Below are 21022 nucleotides of genomic sequence, written 5' to 3' on the forward strand. Positions count from 1 at the left end.
CGTGGGAAGCTCGTCGTCTGGTCCCCGCGTCTGCGGGGATGACCCGCTGCTGCACGATCCGCTGATCGAGCTGCTGCTGTGTTCCCCACGCATGCGGGGATCCCGGTCGTCACGGCGCCCCCGGAGCGATGAACGGGAGACCGGCCGGAGCGCCGGTCTCGATGAGCCGCAGCAGCGCGGCGGTGTCGGCGTGCTCCTCGACCAGGTCGCCGAGGAGGTCGAGCTGTTCTTCGCGCAGCGCCCCGAAGGACGTGTCGGGGGACGGTACGAAGCGCCGCCCGGCCTGGGCCGCGACCTCCCGCAGGAACGCCCGGCGGAAGCCGTCCGACTCCAGCGAGCCGTGCCAGTGCGTGCCCCACACGGCACCCACCCGGCACCCGTCCAGGAACGGCTCGCCGCCCCGCACGTCGGCCACGCCGTGGTGGATCTCGTACCCCTCGACGGCCTCGCCCAGCGCCTCGCCGACCGGCCGCGCCAGGGTCTTCTCCCGCTCGAAGCGCACCCGTACGGGCAGCAGGCCGAGCCCCTCCACCGAGCCGGCCCGGGACTCCACCTCGTCCTCGATGTGCTCGCCCAGCGCCTGGAAGCCGCCGCAGATCCCGACCACCGGCCGGCCCTCGGCGGCCCGCCGCAGCAGGGCGTCGGCCAGTCCGCGCTCGCGCAGCCACTCGAGCGCCTTCACCGTCCCGCGGGTGCCCGGCACGACGGCCAGGTCGGCGTCGGCCAGCTCCTCGGGACGGTCCACGAACCGCACCACCACGCCCGGCTCGGCGGCCAGCGCGTCCACGTCCGTGAAGTTCGACATCAGCGGCACCGCGCACACCGCGACCCGCAGCACGTCCTCGCCGACCGGCGGCGCCACCACCGACTCGCGGACCGCGCCGCGCAGCGAGACGCGCAGCCCGTCCTCCTCGTCGATGCCCAGCCCGTGCCGGAACGGCAGCACGCCGTACGTCGCGCGGCCGGTGAGCCCGCGCAGCATCTCCAGGCCGGGCTCCAGCAGCGAGACGTCGCCCCGGAACTTGTTGACCAGGTAGCCGGCCACCAGCTCCTGGTCCTCGGCGCTGAGCAGGGCGGTGGTGCCGAAGAAGGACGCGAACACCCCGCCCCGGTCGATGTCGCCGACCACGACCACCGGGAACCGGGCCGCCCGGGCGATGCCCATGTTCACGATGTCGGTGCGCCGCAGGTTGATCTCGGCCGGGCTGCCGGCCCCCTCGCAGATCACGGCGTCATACGTGCCCCGCAGCTGCTCCAGGCAGTCCGTCACCACACCGAGCAACTGCTCCTGACGGCCGCCGTGGTAGCCGCGGGCGCTCATCTCGCCCACCGGCCGGCCCAGCAGCACCACCTGGCTGGAGCGGTCGCTGCCGGGCTTGAGGAGCACCGGGTTCATCAGCGCGGTCGGCTCCACCCGGGCCGCCTGGGCCTGCATGGCCTGGGCGCGGCCGATCTCGGCGCCCTCGCGCGTGACGAAGGAGTTGAGGGACATGTTCTGCGCCTTGAAGGGCGCGACCTTCACGCCCTGCCGGGCGAGCCAGCGGCAGATGCCGGCGGTGACGACGCTCTTCCCCGCGTCCGAGGTGGTGCCGGCGACCAGCAGACCGCCGCCGAGCCGTGCCGAGGAGCCGCTCATGCCCTGCCTTCCTTGTGGGTGCGCGCGATGCGCGCCGCGAGGGTCCGGCCGGCCACGCAGGCGCCCAGCGCCAGCCACGTGACCCGCCGGGAGAGCCGTACCGCCCGTTCGATGTCCGGCACGGCGACCGGGCGGCCGGCCGCGCCGTTGAGCACCGGCCGGTGCTCGACGCGTCCGCCGTACGCGAGGGTGCCGCCCATCCGTACGCCGAGCGCCCCCGCGAAGGCGGACTCGACCGGTCCGGCGTTGGGGCTGGGGTGCTTGGCCGCGTCCTGCTGCCAGGCCCGGACCGCCCCCCGACGATCCGGGCCCGCCAGCACCGCCGCGGCGGCCGTGAGCCGCGCTCCCGGCCAGCCCGCGAGGTCGTCCAGCCGGGCCGAGGCCCAGCCGTAGCGGAGGTAACGGGGCGACTTGTGGCCCACCATGGCGTCCAGCGTGTTCACGGCGCGGAATGCGGCCAGTCCCGGGACGCCCGCGACCGCGCCCCAGACCAGGGCCCCGACCACGGCGTCCGAGGTGTTCTCGGCGACCGACTCCACGACCGCCCGCGCGATCTGCTGCTCGTCCAGGGAGTGCGGGTCGCGCCCGCACAGGTGGGGCAGGCGTTCGCGGGCCACGTCGGCATCGCCGGCGGCGAGCGCCCCGCCGATGGCCCGCGCCTCACGGGCCAGCGAGGTGCCGCCGACCACGGCCCAGGTGGCGGTGGCGGTCAGCGCGATACGGAGCGGGGCGGGCCTGGAGCGCACGGCGCGGGCGCCGAGCGCGCCCAGGGCCGCCGCACCACCGGCGCAGAGGAGTGTGTGGAGTGCGCCGCGGCCCCGGTGGTCGCGCCAGAGGGCGCGTTCCACGGCGGCGGCGGCGCGTCCGAAGGCGGCGACGGGGTGCCCGCGGCGCGGATCACCGAGGATCCGGTCGCCGATCAGGCCCGCCGCCGCGCCGTACGCGAACACGCGGTCGGCACGCATGGCAGGTATGTCCTCACTCAGGGTCCGCGCCCTGGTTCGACGTAAACCGGCGGTGAGAGTTCCTGGCTCCCGGGGCTGGTGTGCTCCCCGGTGACAGTGGCGGGACCGCGCCGGATTCGCACCGGACTTCCTCTCCTGCCGCCGTGATGGCTCGGGCAGTCCACCACGCACCGCGACAGCCCGTCAACTTGCCGTTGACCTGCCCTTAAGGGAACGCCCGGGGGAGTGCGGGCCACGACGGGGACAACGCGGCGGGACACGCAAAAGAACTCCCCCGCGGGTGTCCCGCGGGGGAGTTCGGGCCGTCAGGTCAGCTGACGATCAGGTAGATGCCGTACGCCACGGCCGCCGCGCAGAGCGCGAAGGAGGCGTACGCGCCCGTGCGGGCCAGGGTGGCGCTGCCGCCCCGCTCGGTGGCCGCCTCGTGCTTCGAGAGGCCGACGATGCCGAGGGTGAAGAGCGTCACCAGGAGCACGGTGGCCGACAGGCTCACGCCGAAGACGGAGCCGAGGGCTGCCCAGTCGATGTCCATACCGCTTGATCCTCTGTGGTCAGACCGCGGCGGCCGGGGCCGCCGGGGACTCGGGGTGCTGGGAGGGGGCCGGGATGGTGGCCTTGAGGTCCTCGTCCGCGACGGCGGCGGTGGTGCCGGCCGGCGGCGGGGTCACGGCCGCGATGGCGGTGGTGACCACACCGGGCTCCTCGGCGTCCACGTCGTTGACGTTGTTGTGGTCGACGACCTGGCGGCGCGAGATCAGCCAGATGGCGAGGCAGGAGCCGACGAGGAAGACCGCGACGGCGGCGACGCCCCAGTCGCCCTGGCGGGTGACCAGCTCGGCGCCGGCGCTGACCAGCGCGGCGGCCGGCAGGGTCAGGCCCCACGCGACGAACATGCGGGTGGCGGTGGACCAGCGGACCACGCCGCCCTTGCGGCCGAGGCCGGCACCCATGACCGCGCCGGAGCACGAGTGGGTGGTGGAGAGGGAGAAGCCCAGGTTGGAGGAGGCCAGGATGACGCTCGCGGCCGAGGTCTGGGCGGCGAAGCCCTGCTGCGGCTGGAGGTCGGTCAGGCCCTTGCCCATGGTGCGGATGATGCGCCAGCCGCCGAGGTAGGTGCCGAGGGCGATGGCCATACCGGCGGAGACGATGACCCAGACCGGCGGGTTCGCGTCGGGCGCGATGGCGCCGCCGGCGATCAGGGCCAGGGTGATGATGCCCATCGTCTTCTGCGCGTCGTTGGTGCCGTGCGCCAGGGAGACCAGGCCCGCGGAGGCGATCTGCCCGGCGCGGTAGCCCTTGGCGGAGGTCTTCTCGCCGACCTTGTTGCCCAGCTTGTACGTGACCTTGGTGGCCAGCATCGCGGCCACGCCGGCCACGATCGGGGCGGCGACGGCGGGGATGAGGACCTTGGTGACGACGACGCCGCCGTTGACGGCGCCGATGCCCGCGGAGGCGACCGCGGCACCGATCAGACCACCCATCAGGGCGTGGGAGGAGCTGGACGGCAGTCCGACCAGCCAGGTCAGCAGGTTCCAGAGGATCGCGCCGACCAGGGCGGCGAAGATCACTTCAGGCTGGATGCCCTCCTCGTTGACCAGGCCCTTGGAGATCGTCTTGGCGACCTCCACGGACATGAACGCGCCGACGAGGTTGAGCACGGCGGACATGGCCACCGCCGTCTTGGGCTTGAGAGCGCCAGTCGAGATGGTGGTGGCCATCGCGTTGGCGGTGTCGTGGAAACCGTTCGTGAAGTCGAAGACGAGAGCGGTAACGATCACGATCCCGAGGAGAAGCGTTATGTGCTCCATTTACCCAGGCTTCTGTTTGAGGTCAGTGGCTTCGTTGAACGTAGGCAACCTGAGTGAACGGAAGATGAACTGGGGCGGGCGGAGTGGTGTACCGGATCGGCGCCCCACGGGACATTTTGTGCCGATTGTCCGGGTGATGTCCGGAAATATGCACGTCAGGGCGAGGTGAACAGCCCCCTCCCGTGATGGAAACGGAACCATCGGCGGGCCGTCGCGAGGCGCGCGGGAGACGCAGATCACGCGGCCCCCGACACCCCTCCGACCACCCGTAACCGGACGGCTCCGGCCAGTGACCGGAACGCGATGCCTCCCTTTCGCGACACCCGCGCGCGCCGCTCCGCTGGCCGCGCGGCCCGCGCCCGCCGACACTGGAGCCGTGCGCACCGCTACAGCGACGGCAGCGGCCGTCACCACGCTCATAGGTGCCGGAGCGGCCGCGGTCGCCGTCGGCAGGTACGTCGGCGACGCGGCCCTCCGCCCCGCCCCCGGCCGGCCCCTCCCGGGCGGCCCCAGGCTCAGCGTCCACGGCGCGGCGGACGGGCAGGTGTCCCTGACCCGCTCCCTGGCCGCCCTGCGCCCCGGCCGGTACGGACTGGTCGCGCCCGGCGTGCACGCCGTCGTCGGCCAGGTGCTCGCGGAGGCCCCGCACGACCCCGACACGGTCGTCCGCCGCCTCGAACGCGTCACCCACGGCACCCTCGCCACCGGCACCCGGGTCCGCTTCACCCCCGCGCTCCACATCGGCGACCCCGGCTCCGCGCTCGGCCTGGAGTACGCCGACGTCGACGTACCCGGGGAGCTCGGCGCGCTGCCCGCCTGGTTCGTGCCCGCCCCCCGCCGCACCTGGGTGATCACGGTGCACGGCCTGGGCGCCACCCGCGAGCACCCCATGAACCTGATGCCGTTCCTGAACGCCGCACGGCTCCCGGTGCTCGACCTCGCCTACCGCAACGACCTCGGCGCCCCCGCCTCCCCCGACGGCCTCGGCCACCTCGGCGAGTCCGAGTGGCGGGACCTCGACGCGGCCATCCGCTACGCCGTCCGCTTCGGCGCCGAGCGCGTGGTCCTCTACGGCTGGTCCACCGGGGCCTCCATGGCCCTGCACGCCGCCGCCCGCTCCGCGCTCCGCGACCGCATCGCCGGCCTGGTGCTCGACTCGCCCGTGCTCGACTGGCACCTCGCCCTGCGCAACCTCGCCGCCGCCCGCGGCACCCCCGCGCCGCTGATCCCCCTCGCGGTACGGGCCGCCGAGGGCCGCACCGGGCTGCGCGGCGACCGGCTGCCCGAGGCCGCCGACCCCGCGGGGCTGCGCGTCCCCGTCCTCGTGCTGCACGGCCCCGACGACACCCTCGCGCCCTACGAGCTGTCGCGGAACCTGGCCGACCGCCGCCCCGCACTCGTCACCCTCCACACCGTCCGGGACGCACCCCATGGGGCGATGTGGAACGCGGCTCCCGCCGGGTACGAAGAGGCCCTGCGCCGCTTCCTCACGCCCCTCATGTGACCCCGTCCGCCACAGTTGGCGTGAACACGCCCGTGGTAACGGCCGGTTCCGTTTGGGCTTTCGGCCGGTGAAGGGCGAGACTGCTCCCCGTGACGTCCCGAAAGCCTGATGAGCAGTTGGCGCGCGACTCCAGACTCCGACTCGTCTCCCCGCGCTCGGTGGCCACCGCCCGCAAGGCGGTGACGAACCGGCGCACCCGGCCGGCCCCCCGCCCGCCCGCGGGCACCCCGGGCCCGGCCGAACTCGCCAACCGCGCCAGAGCCTCACTCGCGGACGAGGTGCGCCTCACCCGCTGGGCGGCCGAGCACCTCGGCGGCGGCACCGGCGCACCCCACCCCGGCACCACGGGCACCCTCCCCCCCGACGCCGTCGAACGCGCCGCCGGAGAACTGCGCCTGACCCCGGGCCAGATCCGCGCCGCCTGGGACCGCGCCCGCCTCGCCGGACTCGTCGAGGTCCACGGCACCAGCGCCCGCCCCGGCTGGCGGCTGCGCGCCTGGGACAGCGACGACGCCGCCGTGCTGCGCGGCTGGGTCGCGCTGTTCGACGCCTGGTCGCTCATCCACCCCGCCCCCGACGGCGTCGCCCCCGCGGCGGTCGCCGAGGTCGTCGAGGCGATGCCCCAGCTGCTCTCCCTCCTCCAGCTCTCCGCGGGGCCGGTCACCGTCCCCGCGCTCCTGGACCTCCTCGGCCAGCGCGTCGCCGAACTCCACGACGAGCGGTGCGAGGTCCCGTACGAGGGCCCGCAGGACGAGGCCGCCGGACCCGCCCCCGACACCGCCACGCTCTCCCGCCTGCTGCGCTGGGCCCTCGGAGCCCTCGCCGCCGTGGACGCGCTCACCCTCGGGCCCGCCCGCGCCACCCTCACGCCGCTCGGCAGCTGGGCGGTCTGGGTCAAGCTGGAGCAGATCTGCGTCGCCGCCCAGAGCCCGGCCGGGAACATCGAACAGCCCGCGGCCAACATGCTCCTGGGCTGCGCCCGGCTCACCCCCGGCCCGGCCCGTGCCGAGTACCGCGCCTGGCTCGCCGCCCGGCCGGCCGGCAGCGCCATCGCGGAACTCCTCCAGGCCGCCCGCGGCGAGGACGCCCTGCTCCGTGGCCTGGCCTTCGAGGCCCTGCGCGTGGTCGGCGCCCCCGCGGAACCCGAGGTGCGGACCGCGGTGGGGGAGCCGGCGCTCCGCCCGTACGCGCTGCTCTGGCTCGCCGAGCACGAAGGCGCCGACCCCGAGGAAGCGCAGGACGTGCTCACCCGCGAGGAGCAGACGTGGCTCTGGGTGGACACCGCCGCGGCCGTCGCCGACCACGGCGAGAACGAACTCCTGGTCCGCCACCTGGACTCGGCGGTCCGCACCACCGTGCCCCACCTGCTCGACGAGGTACGGGCGGTCGGCCACCCGCGCACCGTGCAGGTCCTGGTCGCCCTCGCCGCCGCCCACCCCGACCCGGCCCTGGCCAAGGCCGTCCGCCGCGCCGCCTTCCAGGTCCATACCGGGGGAATCTGAGGCCGCCGCGCCGTGGTGCGGCAGTTCGGTGTCCTCCGCCGAGGCCGGCCGGTGAGCGAACCGAAGGGCGGCATCGAGGCGCCCGGAGGTGAAGGAGCCTAAGAGCCGGAGGTGAAGGAGCCTAAGAGGAGGGCACGTACGTCCCGAAACTCCACACGTTGCCCTCCTTGTCGCGGGCCATGTAGTCCCGCGAGCCGTAGTCCTGGTCGGTGGGCTCCATCAGGATCTCCACGCCGTGTTCCACGGCCCGGCGGTGGTGTGCGTCGACGTCCTCCACGACGACGTACAGGCCCGTCGGGCCGGCCCCGGCCATGGCCTTGTCGAACGCGCTGCCCGTGCCCTTGCTGCCGAGCATCACCACGCCGTTCCCGTACGACAGTTCCGCGTGCGCCACCGCGCCGTCGTCACCCTCGTACACCGCGACCCGGGTGAAGCCGAAGGCCTCGGTCAGCAGCTGGAGGGCGGCCTTGGCGTCCGCGTACAGCAGCGTCGGACAGATGGAGGGACTGCCTGCCATGACGTCACTTCCTCTCGTGAATGTGACCCACGGCACAGTCTGCCAGTCGGGTGTGACAGTCAGCGGAAGGTGTTGCACTGGGCCATGTCGCCCGTCCGGTACCCCTGGTAGAACCACCGCTGGCGCTGCTCGGCCGAGCCGTGCGTCCAGGCCTCCGGCATGACCCGCCCCTGGAACTTCTCCTGGATCCGGTCGTCGCCCACCGCCGCCGCCGCGCTCAGCCCGTCCTGGATGTCCTCGTCCGTCAGCCGGGTGATCAGGGTCCGGCCCTTCTCGTCCGGCGTCTGCGTCGCGTGGTGCGCCCAGACCCCGGCGTAGCAGTCGGCCTGCAGCTCGACCCGCACCGCGTTGCTGTTCGCCCCCGTCCGCCCGTCCTGCGCCCTGGCCAGCGTGCCCGTCAGGTTCTGGATGTGGTGCCCGTACTCGTGCGCCACCACGTACGCCTGCGCGAACGGCCCGCCCGACGCCCCGAACCTGGTCCGCAGCTCCTCGAAGAACCCGAGGTCGAGGTACACCTTCCGGTCCGCCGGACAGTAGAAGGGGCCCACCGCCGAGGTGGCCGTGCCGCACGCGGTGCCGACCCGGTTCGCGAAGAACACCGTCCGCGCCGGGCTGTACTGCCCGCCGCGCCGGGTGAACTCCTGCCGCCAGAAGTCCTGCGCGCTGTTGACCACCGCGACCATCCGGCAGTCCTCCCGCGCGTTCGCGTCCCGCCCCTTCAGGCAGGACTGCTGCACCTCGGAGACGGTGGACGCCGAGGCCTGCGGCTCGGAGTCCCCGGACGACAGGCCCAGCTGCTCCGGGCCCACCCCGAAGAGCAGCCCCAGGACCAGCGCGATCAGGGCGCCGATGCCGCCGCCGATCGTCGCCTTCCCGCCGGGGATACGGCTGCCGCGCACATCCTGGACCTCCGACGTGTCCAGGTCGGCGTCGTCGTCGAACTGCATCCCGCACCGCCCTCGCTCGGGTAACCGACCCCCTCATCCTGTGCCGCGCGGGGCCCCACGGCCCCGGGCGGGCACCCGAACGGGGGACGCCGGGCCCTCCGGGGCGCCGGCCGGCCCGGCCGAGGCACGGTCCGGCCCCGCCGGCGCGACTAGGCTCGGCGCCCGTGTCCGCCCTTCCCCGAGGCGTCAGGGCCGCGTTCCCGGCGCTCCTCGCGCTGCTGCTCGCGCTCCCCGTGGCCGGTGCCGTCCACCGTTCGAGCGCCACCCCCTACGGGGACCGGCTCACCCGGCACCCCGCCCCCGGCGCCGCCGCGGGGGCACCCGTCCTGCGCATCGAGGGCCCGGCCGTACGCGCCTACGGGCCGGGGCCCGGCCGCGCGCCCCTGTGGACGTACCGGCGCGAGGCCAGGACCCCGGTGGCCGTCCTCGCTGCCCCCGGCCACGCCCTCGCCCTCTGGGACGACGGCATGGTCACCGACACCGGTCCCCGCGGGGCGGTCCGCTGGCACCGGGTCATGCCCGGCGCCGCCGAGGGCGCCCTGTGGGCCCTCGACCCCGGCACGCGGATGCTGGCGGTGGTCACGCCCGGCCGCGTCTCCGCGTACCGCACCGACGACGGCGACCTGCGGTGGACCTTCCCCGCGCCCGCCGACTGCGCCTTCCGGCCCCGCGGGCTGCTCCGCCTCGGCCGCGTGCTGCTCGTCCCGCGCCCCTGTGAGGACCCCGCCCGCCCCTGGAACGAGGGCCTGGTGGCCATCGACGCGCTGGGCCGCGTCAGCCCGACCCGCCGCCCGCTCGGCAACGAGCGCCCGCGTGAGGCCACTCACAGCCCCGAAAAGCAGTTGCGCACCGCCGTTAGACTTAACCCCATGGCAAATCTCCTCGCGGATTAGCGGCGTCGAAGCTCGCCCCCGCCCCCTTCCGTCCCGTCCGCACTGGAGTATTTCCGTGATCACCGCTTCCGGCATCGAGCTGCGCGCCGGCGCCCGCATCCTCATCGACAACGCCTCGTTCCGCATCGCCAAGGGCGACCGCATCGGCCTGGTCGGCCGCAACGGAGCCGGCAAGACCACCCTCACCAAGTGCCTGGCCGGCGAGGGCCAGCCCGCGGGCGGCACCATCTCCCGCTCCGGCGAGGTCGGCTACCTGCCGCAGGACCCGCGCACCGGCGACCTCGACGTCCTGGCCCGCGACCGGATCCTGTCCGCGCGCGGCCTCGACGTGCTGATCAAGAAGATGCGCGCCAACGAGGACCGCATCGCCAACGGCACCGGCGCCACCCGCGACAAGGCCCTCAAGCAGTACGAGCGCCAGGAGACCGAGTTCCTCACCAAGGGCGGGTACGCGGCCGAGTCAGAGGCCGCCACCATCTCGGCCGCCCTCGGCCTGCCCGACCGGGTGCTCGGCCAGCCGCTGCACACCCTCTCCGGCGGTCAGCGCCGCCGCGTGGAACTGGCCCGGATCCTGTTCTCCGACGCCGACACCCTGCTCCTCGACGAGCCGACCAACCACCTCGACGCCGACTCGATCATCTGGCTGCGGGACTACCTCAAGACCTACCGCGGCGGCTTCATCGTGATCTCCCACGACGTCGAGCTGGTCGAGACGGTGGTCAACAAGGTCTTCTACCTCGACGCCAACCGCTCCGTGATCGACGTCTACAACATGGGCTGGAAGCTCTACCAGCAGCAGCGCGAGGCCGACGAGAAGCGCCGCAAGCGGGAGCGCCAGAACGCCGAGAAGAAGGCCGCGGCCCTCAACGCCCAGGCCGACAAGATGCGCGCCAAGGCCACGAAGACCGTGGCCGCCCAGAACATGGCCAAGCGCGCCGACCGCCTGCTGGCCGGCCTGGACGCCGTACGCGTCTCCGACAAGGTCGCCAAGCTGCGCTTCCCCGAGCCGGCGCCCTGCGGCAAGACCCCGCTGACGGCGGAGGGCCTGTCGAAGTCCTACGGCTCCCTGGAGATCTTCACCGACGTCGACCTGGCCATCGACAAGGGCTCCCGCGTCGTCATCCTCGGCCTCAACGGTGCCGGCAAGACCACCCTGCTGCGCCTCCTCGGGGGCGTGGAGGAGCCGGACACCGGCCAGGTCACCCCCGGTCACGGCCTCAAGCTCGGGTACTACGCGCAGGAGCACGAGACCCTCGACCCCGAGCGGAGCGTCCTGGAGAACATGCGCTCCTCCGCGCCCGACCTCGACCTGGTCGAGGTCCGCAAGGTGCTGGGCTCGTTCCTGTTCTCCGGCGACGACGTGGACAAGCCGGCCGGCGTGCTCTCCGGCGGCGAGAAGACCCGGCTGGCCCTGGCCACGCTGGTGGTCTCCTCCGCCAACGTGCTGCTGCTCGACGAGCCCACCAACAACCTCGACCCGGCCAGCCGCGAGGAGATCCTCGGCGCGCTGCGCACGTACAAGGGCGCCGTCATCCTCGTCACGCACGACGAGGGCGCGGTGGACGCGCTGGAGCCGGAGCGGATCATCCTGCTGCCGGACGGCGTGGAGGACCTGTGGGGTCCGGACTACAAGGACCTGGTCGCCCTCGCCTGAGTCCCGGTGGCGGCCCGTGCCGCCTCCCTGCCGAATGATCCAGAGCGTTCTGGATCATTCGGCTCATGCGTGATCCATCATCTGAGTGAGACCGTCTGGTACCTCTGCGTGCACGGCGTCGCGCCCCGCCCCCCGGCCGGGAAAAGAATCACCAGGTCAGGGCCGTCAAAGATCCGGAGCGGTTAATTCCGCTCGTGACGGCCGCGGCACCCGCGGAAAAAGCCCCCCGACGGACCTTGTCGAATGGGTGGCCAGGAAGGCCACGAGGGGTGATCATGAGAAGTCCAGAGCGCACTTCCCATGAGGAGGCACGGGTGGCCGAGACTCTGAAGAAGGGCAGCCGGGTGACCGGCGCCGCGCGCGACAAGCTCGCGGCAGACCTGAAGAAGAAGTACGACTCCGGTGCGAGCATCCGGGCGCTGGCCGAGGAGACCGGCCGTTCCTACGGCTTCGTCCACCGGATGCTCAGCGAGTCCGGAGTCACGCTGCGCGGTCGCGGTGGCGCCACGCGCGGCAAGAAGGCTGCCACGGCCTGACAGGGCCGCGACCAGCCGCGGATCACACCGCCGTCACGACCTTCGGTGACCCCCGGCCGTCCCCATGGCCGGCTGGGTGGTTACTGTGCAGTCACTTATACGTGTGGCTGCTCTCCCGGAGGCGCTGATGGCTCTGCTCGACAAGGACGGCGTACGGCTTACCGTCGAAGACACGGTCGCCACGGTGACACTGACCAATCCGGCCAAGCGAAACGCTCAGTCCCCCGCGCTCTGGCGGGCGTTGACGGAGGCCGGACGGCTGCTGCCGGGCACCGTGCGGGTCGTCGTCCTGAGCGGTGAGGGCAAGTCCTTCTCCGCCGGACTCGACCGGCAGGGGTTCACGCCCGAGGGCTTCGAGGGAGAGCCGTCCTTCCTCGACCTGGCCCGGGGCTCGGACGAGCGCCTCGACGCGACCATCGCCGAGTACCAGGAGGCTTTCACCTGGTGGCGTCGGAACGACATCATCACCATCGCCGCCGTACAGGGTCATGCCGTCGGCGCGGGCTTCCAGCTGGCCCTCGCCTGCGATCTGCGCGTCGTCGCCGATGACGTGCAGTTCGCCATGCGCGAGACGAGCCTGGGCCTCGTGCCGGACCTGACCGGCACGCACCCGCTGGTCTCCCTCGTGGGCTACGCCCGCGCCCTGGAGATCTGCGCCACCGGCCGTTTCGTCCAGGCGGAGGAGGCCGAGCGGATCGGCCTCGCCAACCTGGTCGTCCCCGGGGAGGAGCTCGGCGCCGCGGTCCAGGACCTGGCCGCCGCGCTGCTCGCCGCCCCGCGGGACGCGGTGATCGAGACCAAGAACCTGCTGCGGGGTGCCGTCACCCGTTCGTACGAGGACCAGCGCGCCGCCGAGCGGGCCGCGCAGGCCCGCCGCCTGCGCGACCTGGCGGGCCTCTCGGACTGACGACCCGGGCCCGGTCCGGTCCCCGGCTGCCCGCGGGCGGTCCGGGGCCGGCCGCACGCACGACCGCCGCGAGCGCCTGCGGACCGGTTCCGCCGGTCCGCAGGCGCTCGCGGCGTTTCGCGGCCCGTTCTGCGGCCGTCGGAGGTTTTCGCGAGGCGCGTCCGGGCAACCGCGCTTACGGTGGGTGGAGCCCCGAACACCCTGGAGGGAATCGCGATGACCGAAAGCGACACGGGCAAGCGCCTCCCCGAGCCCGGCAGCCGCGGGCGCACCACCATCGCCGACGGCGTGGTCGAGAAGATCGCCGGGCTGGCCGCCCGAGAGGTGGTCGGCGTCCACGCCATGGGCAGCGGGATGTCCCGCACCTTCGGCGCCGTACGGGACCGCGTCCCCGGGGCGGCGAAATCCGTCTCGCGCGGCGTCAAGGCCGAGGTCGGCGAGGTGCAGACCGCACTCGACCTGGAGATCGTCGTCGATTACGGCGTGTCGATCAGGGACGTGGCCCGGGCCGTCCGTGAGAACGTCATCTCGTCGGTGGAACGGATGACCGGCCTGGAGGTCGTCGAGGTCAACATCGCCGTCACCGACGTCAAGCTGCCCGACGAGGAAGACGAGGAGACGGAGTCCCGGCTCCAGTAGCGCGCCTGACCGTGGCGCGCCCGACCCCGGCGCGCGCGATCCGCCGGAACGCGATCCGCCGGAACGCGATCCGCCGGAACGCGATCCGCCGGGACCTGATCCGCCGAGAGGAGCTCTCGCGATGAGCATGGCCGTGGTCGGCCTGTTGGCCGGGATGGGGCTGGGGTTCGCCGGGTACTTCGGCGGCTTCGGTGCCTTCCTGCTGGTGGCGGCGCTCGGCGCCGTCGGCTTCGTACTGGGCCGGTTCCTCGACGGGGACCTGGAACCCGGCGACTTCTTCCGCCCCCGCGACGACCGGCGCAGGTGACGGGGTGACCACGGCCACGCCCGCCCCCCGGCCCTCGCGCACCGCCGCCGTCCCGGTCGCCGAACGCGGGTCCACCCGGATCGCCGACCGCGTCGTCGCCAAGATCGCCGCCCAGGCCGCGCGCGAGGCGCTGCCCCGGGCGGCGCGCGTCGGCACGGCACCGCACGCGACCGTCACCGTGCACCACGACATCGCACGCGTGCGCATCAGCCTCGAACTGCCCTACCCCGGTGACCTGGGTGCCCAGTGCGCCGCGGTACGCCGGCACGTCGCCGCCCGCGTCGAGGAACTCGCCGGCATGACGGTGCCCGAGGTCGACATCGACGTCGAGCACCTGCACTCCGTCCACACCCAGCCGTCCCCGCGGGCCGGGCTCCGGTGACCGGCCCGGTGCCCACCCTCGGCGGGCCGGAGGCGGCGGAGGACGCCGCCGCCCCGGCCCCGGGCCGCGCCCGGCGCTTCTGGTCCGCCCGCCGGATCCCCTCGGCCCTCACCGCGCTGGTGCTGCTCGGCGGGTCCGCCCTCTTCCTCTACGACGTGGCCGCGGTACGCGCGGACCGGCCCGGCATGGAGTGGCGGCACTCCCTCGCCGACTCTCTGGAGCGGCACACCCTCGACGACACGGCCGTGATCGTGGGCGCCGCGGTGCTGGTCGCGGCCGGTGTGCTGCTGCTGGCCCTGGCCCTCACGCCGGGGCTGCGCCGCCTGCTGCCCATGCGGCCGCTGCCGGGCGTGCGCGCCGGGCTCACCCGCAAGGCCGCCTCGCTCGTGCTGCGGGACCGGGCCATGGAGGTGTCCGGGGTGCAGTCGGCGCGGGTGGCCGTGGGCCGGAAGCGGGTCACGGTGCGCGCCGCCTCGCACTTCCGCGAACTGGACGACGTACGGGAGGACCTGGACCACGTACTGGCCGTCGGCGTGGCGGAGCTCGGGCTGGCGCACGCCCCGCGGCTGCACGTGCGGGTCACCCGTCCCGTGGGGAAGAGGTGAGCGGATGCGGCGGCTCGGGGTGGTCAACCGGATCGTGCTCGGACTGCTGGGCCTGCTGCTGGCGGCCCTCGGCGCGGCCCTGCTGGGCGGGCTGTGGCCCTGGTCCGGCCGCGCCGACGTGGTGCTGAGCCAGGCCGAGCGGGAGCGCTACCAGGCCGACGGCTGGTGGTGGTGGGCGGTGCTGGGCGGACTGGCGCTGTGCGTCCTGCTGGCCCTGTGGTGGTTCCTGTCCCAGCTGCGCCGGTCCCGGATGGCGGCACTGCTGGTCGACACCGGTGACGGGGCCTTCGCCCTGCTGCGGGGCAAGGCCCTGGAGCAGGTGGTGTCGGCGGAGCTGGGCGCGGTGGACGGCGTGGCACGGTCACACGTCACACTGCACGGCCGGCGCAGCGCGCCCTCCGCGCGGGTACGGGTGCTGCTCGCCCCGCACGCCGTGCCGGCGGACGCCCTGGACGTGCTGGCCGACCAGGCCCTCGGCCACGCCCGCGAGGCGACGGGCCTTCCGGAGCTGCCGACGGAGGCCCGCTTCAATGCGGAGTCCCACCACGCCCGACGCGTCACCTGACCCGGCGGGCGCGGTGGCCGGTCGCCCCGTCAGAAGCTGCGCAGGGCGCCGCCGTCCACCGGCAGCATGACGCCGGTCACGTACGAGGCGGCGGGGGACAGCACGAAGGCGGCGGTGCGGCCGAACTCCTCCGGGGTGCCGTACCGGCGCAGCGGGATGGCGGCCTCGTTCCGGCTGCGGCTGGCCTCGGCGTCGCCGGACAGCTCGTCCAGGGCGCGCATCCGGTCGGTGGAGATCCGCCCGGGCAGCAGGCCCACCACCCGGATCCCGCGCGGCCCCAGGTCGGCGGCCAGGGACTTGGCGAACCCGGCGAGCCCCGGGCGCAGGCCGTTGGAGATGGCGAGCCCCGGGATCGGCTCGTACACCGAGGACGACAGCACGAAGCCGATGACCCCGCCCTCCTCCAGCTCGGCGGCGGCCGCGCGGGCCAGCCGTACCGCGCCCAGGAAGACGGACTCGAAGGCGGCCGTCCACTGTTCGTCGGTGTTGTCGGCGGAGAAGCCCGGCGCCGGCCCGCCGACGCTGACGAGCACTCCGTCGAAGCGGCCGAACCGCTCGCGCGCGGCGGTGATCAGCCGCCCGGCGGCGGCCGGGTCGGCGTTGTCGGCGGCGACGCCGACGGCCACGTCCTCGCCGAGGCCGGCGGCGGCCTGCGCGACGCCCTCGGCGTCGCGCCCGGTGACGACCACCTTCGCGCCCTCCGCCACCAGCTCGCGGGCGGTGGCCAGGCCGAGGCCGCGCGAGGCCCCGGTGACGACGTACACACGGTCCTTCAGTCCAAGATCCATGGCCCCATCCTGCCGTGTCCGCCCCCGCGAGGGGAGCGGGGCGGGAGCCCCGGGACGCGGGGCGGGCGTCACGCCGGGGCGGGCTGCTCCCCGGCACCGGCGGGTCCCGGCCCGGACGGGTCGGACGGGTCGACGCCGGACGGGTCGATGCCGGACGGGTCGGCCCCTGCCGGAGCGGCGGCCGCCTGCTCGCGGTCCCGCTTCTCGCGCCGTACGAGGATCACCCAGCCCACCGGCACGCCCGCCGTGAACAGCCACCACTGCACCGCGTAGGCCATGTGCGGGCCGATGGAGTCGTGGTCCGGCTCCCCGATGGGCTCGGGCCCGCCGGCGGCCGGCACGGGGTCGCTGAGTTCGACGTACCCGCCGAGCACCGGCTCGTGCAGCAGCGCGGACTGCTGGGCGCTGTTGATGAGCATCACCTGGCGGTCGGGCAGGCCCTTGAGGTCCTTGATGCCGCTGGCGCCGGTGGTCTCGTCCGCCTTGAGCCGCCCGGTGACGGTCACCTGCCCCTTGGGGGCGGCCGGGACGGCGGGGTACGCGCGCTGGTCGTCCGCGGCGGGCACCCAGCCGCGGTTGACGAGCAGCACCCGGCCGTCCGTCAGGACCAGGGGGGTGAGCACGTGGACGCCGAGCTGGTCGTCGGCGGAGGTGCGGCGGCGTACGACGACCTCGTGCGCGGTGTCGTACGTGCCGGTGGCGGTGACCCGGCGCCAGTAGTCGGCGCGCGGCACGGTGTGGCCGGGGGAGGTGAGGGAGGCGACCGGCACGGGCGGCGCGGCGAGGTTCCGCGCGATCAGCCCGTTCTGCGCGACCCGGTTCTCGTGGCGGTGGAACTGCCAGAAGCCCAGCTCGATCATCACCGGGACGAGGAGGAGGGCGAGGAGGGTGAGGCACACCCACTGCCGGGTCAGTACAAAGCGGTACACGCCACCGACGGTACCCGCAGCGCGGAAGACCCCGGCGAGCGGCCCCCGCCCACGCCCGCGGGGCGGTGGGGCGGTGGGGCGGGAGACGGTTCTCCGGGGTCGCGATCGGGTGCTCGTGCGGCGGCCGGGTGCCGTCACACGTGGTCGACGATGCCCACCTTCCCCTCCGCGCGGGCGCAGTGCCCGCCGCAGTACCAGTGGCCCTCGACCTCGACGCCCTGCCCGATGATCTGGACCCGGCAGTGCTCGCAGATGGGCGCCATGCGGTGGATGGCGCAGGAGAAGCAGTCGAAGACGTGCACCGCGCCCTGCGCGTGCACCTCGAAGGACATGCCGTAATCGTTTCCGCAGACCTCACAACGTGCCATGCGCCACAGGGTGGGACCAGCGGGTCGCGGCCGCCCGGCGCGCGGCGGCGAGTCGCCCGACCGTCACCCGTCTGCCGGAGCCACGTCTCGCAGCAGCTGGGTGTAGGCGGCCTCGTCGACGACCGGTGTGCCGAAGGACCTGGCCTTGAGGGTCTTGGAGGTGGCGGAGTCGGGGTCGTTCGTCACCAGCAGGCTGGTGAGCCGCGACACACTCGTCGCCACGTGCAGCCCGGCCTCGGCGGTCCGGTCCTCCAGCAGCTCCCGGTCCACGGAGGTGTCACCCGAGAAGGCGATCCGCATGCCCTGCTTGAGTGGTTTGCCGTCTTCGTACCGTCCCGGGTTCGGGTGCGGGCACGGTGGCCGCTTGCGGGAGGGCCGCCAGCTGACGGACCGGTAGGAGGCCTGGTGCCCGACGCGGGGCGTGACCGGGGTGTCCGACCACTCCGTCAGCGGCCGGCACTCCAGCAGCGGCAGGCGTACGCCGTCCCGGGCGGCCGCGTGCAGCGACGGCCGGAACGCCTCGGCCAGCACCCGGGCGTCGTCCAGGGCGTGGTGCGCGCGCTGCTGGACCACGCCGAAGTGGGCGGCCAGCGACTCCAGCTTGTGGTTGGGCAGGGGCAGCCGCAGTTCCTTCGACAGGGCGATGGTGCACAGCCGCTGCCGTACCGGCGCCGCCCCGGCGGCCCGCGCGTACTCGCGGGCGATCATCTGCCAGTCGAACATGGCGTTGTGCGCGACGAGCACCCGGTCGGCCAGCCGCTCGGCGAACTCCTCGGCGATGTCCCGGAAGAGCGGCGCACCCTCCAGCACCTCACTGGTCAGCCCGTGGATCCACACCGGCCCCGGGTCCCGCTCGGGATTGACCAGCGTGTACCAGTGGTCCTCCACGTTGCCCTGCGCGTCGAGCCGGTAGACGGCGGCGGACACTATCCGGTCGTCGCGAGCGAGCCCGGTGGTCTCCACGTCGACGACCGCGTACCCCTGCGGGTACGCGGCCGGCCACGTCGTCTCTGCGGTCGTACGGTCGTCGAGCATGGTCACAGAGGATACGGGCCCCCACCGACACCCCGCTGCCCGCATGGGTCAGCCGAGTTCCGCGACGAGCTCCCGGCGCTCACCGGGACGGCGGGCCGAGCAGGGCCGTCGCCAGGGCCCTGACCGAGAGGAGGAAGAGGCGTTCGGGGTCGGGTGGGCGGGAGAGGGCGCGCGAGAGGGACGGGTCGCCGGGGAGGGCGCCCGGTTCCCACAGGTCGGTCTCGGCGGGGGACTGGACGGGGGAGCGCTCGCGGTTGCGCTCCACCAGGACGAACCCGACGATCTGGAACTGGATGGCCCGTACGGCGTCCGCGGCGCGGGTGCCGTGCAGGCCCGCCGCCCGCACCTCGTGGACCAGGGCCTGCTGGGCCGGCAGGAACATCCGCTCCGTCAGGCCGCGTTCGTGGACCATCGCGATCAGGTGCGGCCGCTCGCGCAGCTCGCGACGCAGCCGGCGGGCCACCGAGACCACGCGCTCGGCGGGGGTGCGGCCGGTGGGGGAGATGGCGCCCATGTCCTGGACCGTGCGCTCCACCAGGGCGTCGAGCAGGGACTCGCGGTTGCCCACGTGCCAGTAGATCGAGGTGACGGCCGTGCCCAGTTCGGCGGCCAGCTTGCGCATCGTCAGGGCGGCCGGGCCGTGCTGTTTGACCAGCGCGGCGGCGGCCTCCAGGACCTCGTCGCGGGTCAGCGGGCTCCTGGCCATCGTGCCTCCCTGGTGGCTCCGGCCCGGACGGCGGCCGGATCTGGTGGTCCGTCAGTTTTAGTGCGTGCAGCGGTCTTTACCCTTCATCGGTGCCGGTGTAACTGTGTTACAGAACCGACGACGAAGGGGTGGTACACCCATGGCACGCGTACGGTACGGAGCGCGCACCGAGGCCGAGATCGCCGCGTCACGCGCCAAGAGTTCCCAGCTCCCCGACATCTGGTCCACCGGCGTGGTGGCCGTCTGGGAGACCGACCCCGACGTGGTGGCGGCCGTCCTGCCGCCGCCCCTCAAGCCCGCCGAGCGCCCCCTGGTGCGGGCCAACATCAGCAAGGTCGACCTCCCCGGCTACCCCCTCGGCGCCGGATCGGTCGCCGTCGCCGCCCGGCACGGAGGCGTCGACGGCTGGTACCCGCTGGTGATGCCGATGACCCACGAGCGGGCGCTGACCGGCGGCCGCGAGGTGTTCGGCGAGCCGAAGAAGCTGGGTGAGGTCACCGTCGAGCGCGACGGACTCGTCGTACGGGCCGCACTCGCCCGGCACGGCATCGCCTTCGTGGAGGTGCGCGGCGCCGTCGGCGGCGCCCTGCCGCTCCCCGAGCCCGTCCGGAAGACGGACTTCTACTTCAAGTTCCTGCCCGCCGTCGACGGCTCCGGCTTCGACGCCGACCCCGTGCTCGTGCACTGCACGCGCAACGAGAAGGTCCGCAGGCTGGAGAGCGTCACCGGTGACGTGGTGCTCCGCGAGTCGATGTACGACCCCGTCGCCGACCTCCCGGTCCGCCGCCTCGTCGAGATCACCATCGGCGAGAAGACCACCGACCAGCAGGGCCGCGTGGTCGAGCGCGTCAGCGCCCAGGCCCTCCTGCCCTACCTCCACCAGCGCTACGACGACCCGCAGCAGGCCTTCGACGGGCCGCCGGAAGGGAGCGTGTGACATGCGCCTCGAAGCAGGCCAGACCGCCGTCGTCACCGGCGCCGCAGGCGGCATCGGACTCGCCATGGCCCGCCGCTTCGCCGCCGAGGGCCTCCGGGTCGTCCTCGGAGACGTCGAGGAGGGCGCGCTCGCCAAGGCCGCGGAGGAACTCGCCGCCGGCGGGGCCGAGGTGCTCGCCAGGGTGGTCGACGTCAGCGACCGCGACTCCGTCGTGTCCCTCGCCGACGCCGCGTACGAGACCTTCGGCGCCGTCCACGTCCTGTGCAACAACGCCGGCGTCGGCTCCGGTGCCGAAGGCCGCATGTGGGAGCACGAGCCCAACGACTGGAAATGGGCCTTCTCCGTCAACGTCTGGGGCGTCTTCCACGGCATCCAGGCCTTCGTCCCCCGCATGCTCGCCGGCGGCGCCCCCGGGCACGTCGTCAACACCTCCTCCGGCGACGGAGGCATCGCCCCGCTGCCCACCGCCTCCGTCTACGCCGTCACGAAGGCCGCCGTCGTGACCATGACCGAGTCGCTGTACGCCCACCTCAAGGCCGAGGGCGCGGGCATCGGCGCCTCCGTCCTCTTCCCCGGACCCCACATGCTGCGCACCGGCCTGTGGGAGTCCCACCGCAACCGCCCCGAGCGGTACGCGAAGCAGCGCCCGCGCAAGACCCCGTACCGCAGCCTCGACCAGTACGAGGCCGCCATGCGCGCGGCCGGCCACGAGGTCCACTTCACCCTGGTCGAGGAGGTCGCCGAGCACGTCGTCGACGGCATCCGCGCCGACCGCTTCTGGATGCTCCCGGCCAGCGAACACAGCGACCGGCAGATCCGCGCCCGGTCGCAGTCGATGCTCGACCGCGCCAACCCCGCCTACCTGGAGAGCTTCATCCTCGACTGAGAGGCC

Annotated in this window: 24 protein-coding genes and 1 riboswitch; of the genes, 13 read left to right on the forward strand and 11 right to left on the reverse strand. The window is 73.9% G+C overall.

The features are described from left to right. Nucleotides 1-109: 109 nt before the first annotated feature. The 4 genes from ACIQUQ_RS08665 to ACIQUQ_RS08680 all read right to left on the reverse strand — a co-directional run bounded on the left by ACIQUQ_RS08665 (nucleotide 110) and on the right by ACIQUQ_RS08680 (nucleotide 4409). Nucleotides 110-1636, reverse strand: a complete 1527-nt coding sequence (locus tag ACIQUQ_RS08665) for a cobyric acid synthase (protein WP_403972782.1) — start codon at nucleotides 1634-1636, stop codon at nucleotides 110-112. After that, nucleotides 1633-2601 carry a cobalamin biosynthesis protein gene (locus tag ACIQUQ_RS08670; RefSeq protein ID WP_403972784.1) on the reverse strand — a complete coding sequence of 323 codons (969 nt, stop codon included), beginning with the start codon at nucleotides 2599-2601 and terminating at the stop codon, nucleotides 1633-1635. Before ACIQUQ_RS08670 ends, ACIQUQ_RS08665 begins: the two co-directional genes overlap by 4 nt. Nucleotides 2602-2636: 35 nt before the next feature. Then, nucleotides 2637-2782: riboswitch (cobalamin riboswitch) on the reverse strand. Between the two features lie 129 nt (nucleotides 2783-2911). After that, nucleotides 2912-3133, reverse strand: coding sequence for a hypothetical protein (locus ACIQUQ_RS08675; protein ID WP_403972786.1), 222 nt, complete (start codon nucleotides 3131-3133; stop codon nucleotides 2912-2914). Between the two features lie 19 nt (nucleotides 3134-3152). Further along, a complete protein-coding gene (locus ACIQUQ_RS08680; RefSeq protein WP_403972789.1) occupies nucleotides 3153-4409 on the reverse strand; it encodes an anion permease in 1257 nt (418 codons plus the stop codon). Nucleotides 4410-4785: 376 nt separating this feature from the next. Here ACIQUQ_RS08680 and ACIQUQ_RS08685 point away from each other — a divergent pair, with 376 nt between their 5' ends. Together ACIQUQ_RS08685 and ACIQUQ_RS08690 are read left to right on the forward strand one after the other, a co-directional pair. Beyond that, nucleotides 4786-5913, forward strand: a complete 1128-nt coding sequence (locus tag ACIQUQ_RS08685; RefSeq protein ID WP_403972791.1) for an alpha/beta hydrolase — start codon at nucleotides 4786-4788, stop codon at nucleotides 5911-5913. A gap of 179 nt (nucleotides 5914-6092) precedes the next feature. Then, complete coding sequence (locus tag ACIQUQ_RS08690; RefSeq protein ID WP_403972924.1) at nucleotides 6093-7415, forward strand: hypothetical protein; 1323 nt, start codon at nucleotides 6093-6095, stop codon at nucleotides 7413-7415. Nucleotides 7416-7536: 121 nt separating this feature from the next. Here the strand turns inward: ACIQUQ_RS08690 and ACIQUQ_RS08695 are convergent, their stop codons facing one another. Beyond that, nucleotides 7537-7932 carry a VOC family protein gene (locus ACIQUQ_RS08695; protein WP_403972793.1) on the reverse strand — a complete coding sequence of 132 codons (396 nt, stop codon included), beginning with the start codon at nucleotides 7930-7932 and terminating at the stop codon, nucleotides 7537-7539. A gap of 59 nt (nucleotides 7933-7991) precedes the next feature. Then, nucleotides 7992-8879 (reverse strand): neutral zinc metallopeptidase, encoded by an 888-nt coding sequence (locus ACIQUQ_RS08700; RefSeq protein ID WP_403972796.1) that lies wholly within the window; start codon nucleotides 8877-8879, stop codon nucleotides 7992-7994. 164 nt (nucleotides 8880-9043) lie between these two features. Here ACIQUQ_RS08700 and ACIQUQ_RS08705 point away from each other — a divergent pair, with 164 nt between their 5' ends. The 9 genes from ACIQUQ_RS08705 to amaP all read left to right on the forward strand — a co-directional run bounded on the left by ACIQUQ_RS08705 (nucleotide 9044) and on the right by amaP (nucleotide 15367). After that, nucleotides 9044-9772, forward strand: coding sequence for a hypothetical protein (locus ACIQUQ_RS08705; protein ID WP_403972798.1), 729 nt, complete (start codon nucleotides 9044-9046; stop codon nucleotides 9770-9772). Nucleotides 9773-9827: 55 nt separating this feature from the next. Then, nucleotides 9828-11426 (forward strand): ABC-F family ATP-binding cassette domain-containing protein, encoded by a 1599-nt coding sequence (locus ACIQUQ_RS08710; protein WP_403972800.1) that lies wholly within the window; start codon nucleotides 9828-9830, stop codon nucleotides 11424-11426. Between the two features lie 314 nt (nucleotides 11427-11740). Next, on the forward strand, nucleotides 11741-11962 hold the full coding sequence (locus tag ACIQUQ_RS08715; RefSeq protein WP_018518904.1) for a helix-turn-helix domain-containing protein: 222 nt from the start codon (nucleotides 11741-11743) through the stop codon (nucleotides 11960-11962). Nucleotides 11963-12089: 127 nt separating this feature from the next. After that, nucleotides 12090-12869 (forward strand): enoyl-CoA hydratase/isomerase family protein, encoded by a 780-nt coding sequence (locus ACIQUQ_RS08720; RefSeq protein ID WP_399940570.1) that lies wholly within the window; start codon nucleotides 12090-12092, stop codon nucleotides 12867-12869. Nucleotides 12870-13085: 216 nt separating this feature from the next. Next, nucleotides 13086-13508, forward strand: a complete 423-nt coding sequence (locus ACIQUQ_RS08725; protein ID WP_403972803.1) for an Asp23/Gls24 family envelope stress response protein — start codon at nucleotides 13086-13088, stop codon at nucleotides 13506-13508. A gap of 121 nt (nucleotides 13509-13629) precedes the next feature. Then, nucleotides 13630-13815: a hypothetical protein gene (locus tag ACIQUQ_RS08730; RefSeq protein ID WP_399940348.1), complete on the forward strand. Its 186-nt coding sequence runs from the start codon at nucleotides 13630-13632 to the stop codon at nucleotides 13813-13815. Between the two features lie 4 nt (nucleotides 13816-13819). Beyond that, entirely contained in the window at nucleotides 13820-14197 is a 378-nt protein-coding gene (locus ACIQUQ_RS08735; protein WP_399940351.1) for an Asp23/Gls24 family envelope stress response protein, read from the forward strand. 8 nt (nucleotides 14198-14205) lie between these two features. Then, nucleotides 14206-14802, forward strand: a complete 597-nt coding sequence (locus tag ACIQUQ_RS08740; RefSeq protein ID WP_403972806.1) for a DUF6286 domain-containing protein — start codon at nucleotides 14206-14208, stop codon at nucleotides 14800-14802. Between the two features lie 4 nt (nucleotides 14803-14806). Then, nucleotides 14807-15367, forward strand: a complete 561-nt coding sequence (gene amaP / locus ACIQUQ_RS08745; RefSeq protein WP_403972809.1) for an alkaline shock response membrane anchor protein AmaP — start codon at nucleotides 14807-14809, stop codon at nucleotides 15365-15367. A 29-nt stretch (nucleotides 15368-15396) separates the two neighbouring features. Here amaP and ACIQUQ_RS08750 read toward each other — a convergent pair whose 3' ends face one another. From ACIQUQ_RS08750 to ACIQUQ_RS08770, 5 genes are all read right to left on the reverse strand, one after another. Beyond that, a complete protein-coding gene (locus tag ACIQUQ_RS08750; protein WP_403972813.1) occupies nucleotides 15397-16155 on the reverse strand; it encodes an SDR family oxidoreductase in 759 nt (252 codons plus the stop codon). Between the two features lie 68 nt (nucleotides 16156-16223). Next, nucleotides 16224-17084 carry an SURF1 family protein gene (locus ACIQUQ_RS08755; RefSeq protein ID WP_403972816.1) on the reverse strand — a complete coding sequence of 287 codons (861 nt, stop codon included), beginning with the start codon at nucleotides 17082-17084 and terminating at the stop codon, nucleotides 16224-16226. 134 nt (nucleotides 17085-17218) lie between these two features. Beyond that, nucleotides 17219-17452: a hypothetical protein gene (locus ACIQUQ_RS08760; protein WP_399940366.1), complete on the reverse strand. Its 234-nt coding sequence runs from the start codon at nucleotides 17450-17452 to the stop codon at nucleotides 17219-17221. Nucleotides 17453-17515: 63 nt separating this feature from the next. Further along, nucleotides 17516-18493: a DEDDh family exonuclease gene (locus ACIQUQ_RS08765; protein WP_403972819.1), complete on the reverse strand. Its 978-nt coding sequence runs from the start codon at nucleotides 18491-18493 to the stop codon at nucleotides 17516-17518. 73 nt (nucleotides 18494-18566) lie between these two features. Next, on the reverse strand, nucleotides 18567-19193 hold the full coding sequence (locus tag ACIQUQ_RS08770) for a TetR/AcrR family transcriptional regulator (RefSeq protein ID WP_403972821.1): 627 nt from the start codon (nucleotides 19191-19193) through the stop codon (nucleotides 18567-18569). Nucleotides 19194-19332: 139 nt separating this feature from the next. On the opposite strand from ACIQUQ_RS08770, the gene ACIQUQ_RS08775 reads away from it, so the two are divergent. Together ACIQUQ_RS08775 and ACIQUQ_RS08780 are read left to right on the forward strand one after the other, a co-directional pair. Then, on the forward strand, nucleotides 19333-20130 hold the full coding sequence (locus ACIQUQ_RS08775; protein WP_403972823.1) for an acetoacetate decarboxylase family protein: 798 nt from the start codon (nucleotides 19333-19335) through the stop codon (nucleotides 20128-20130). Nucleotide 20131: 1 nt separating this feature from the next. Beyond that, entirely contained in the window at nucleotides 20132-21016 is an 885-nt protein-coding gene (locus tag ACIQUQ_RS08780; RefSeq protein ID WP_403972827.1) for an SDR family NAD(P)-dependent oxidoreductase, read from the forward strand. The last annotated feature ends 6 nt before the right edge of the window (nucleotides 21017-21022 follow it).

The sequence above is a fragment of the Streptomyces sp. NPDC101118 genome, assembly GCF_044759445.1.
Classification (GTDB): Bacteria; Actinomycetota; Actinomycetes; order Streptomycetales; family Streptomycetaceae; genus Streptomyces.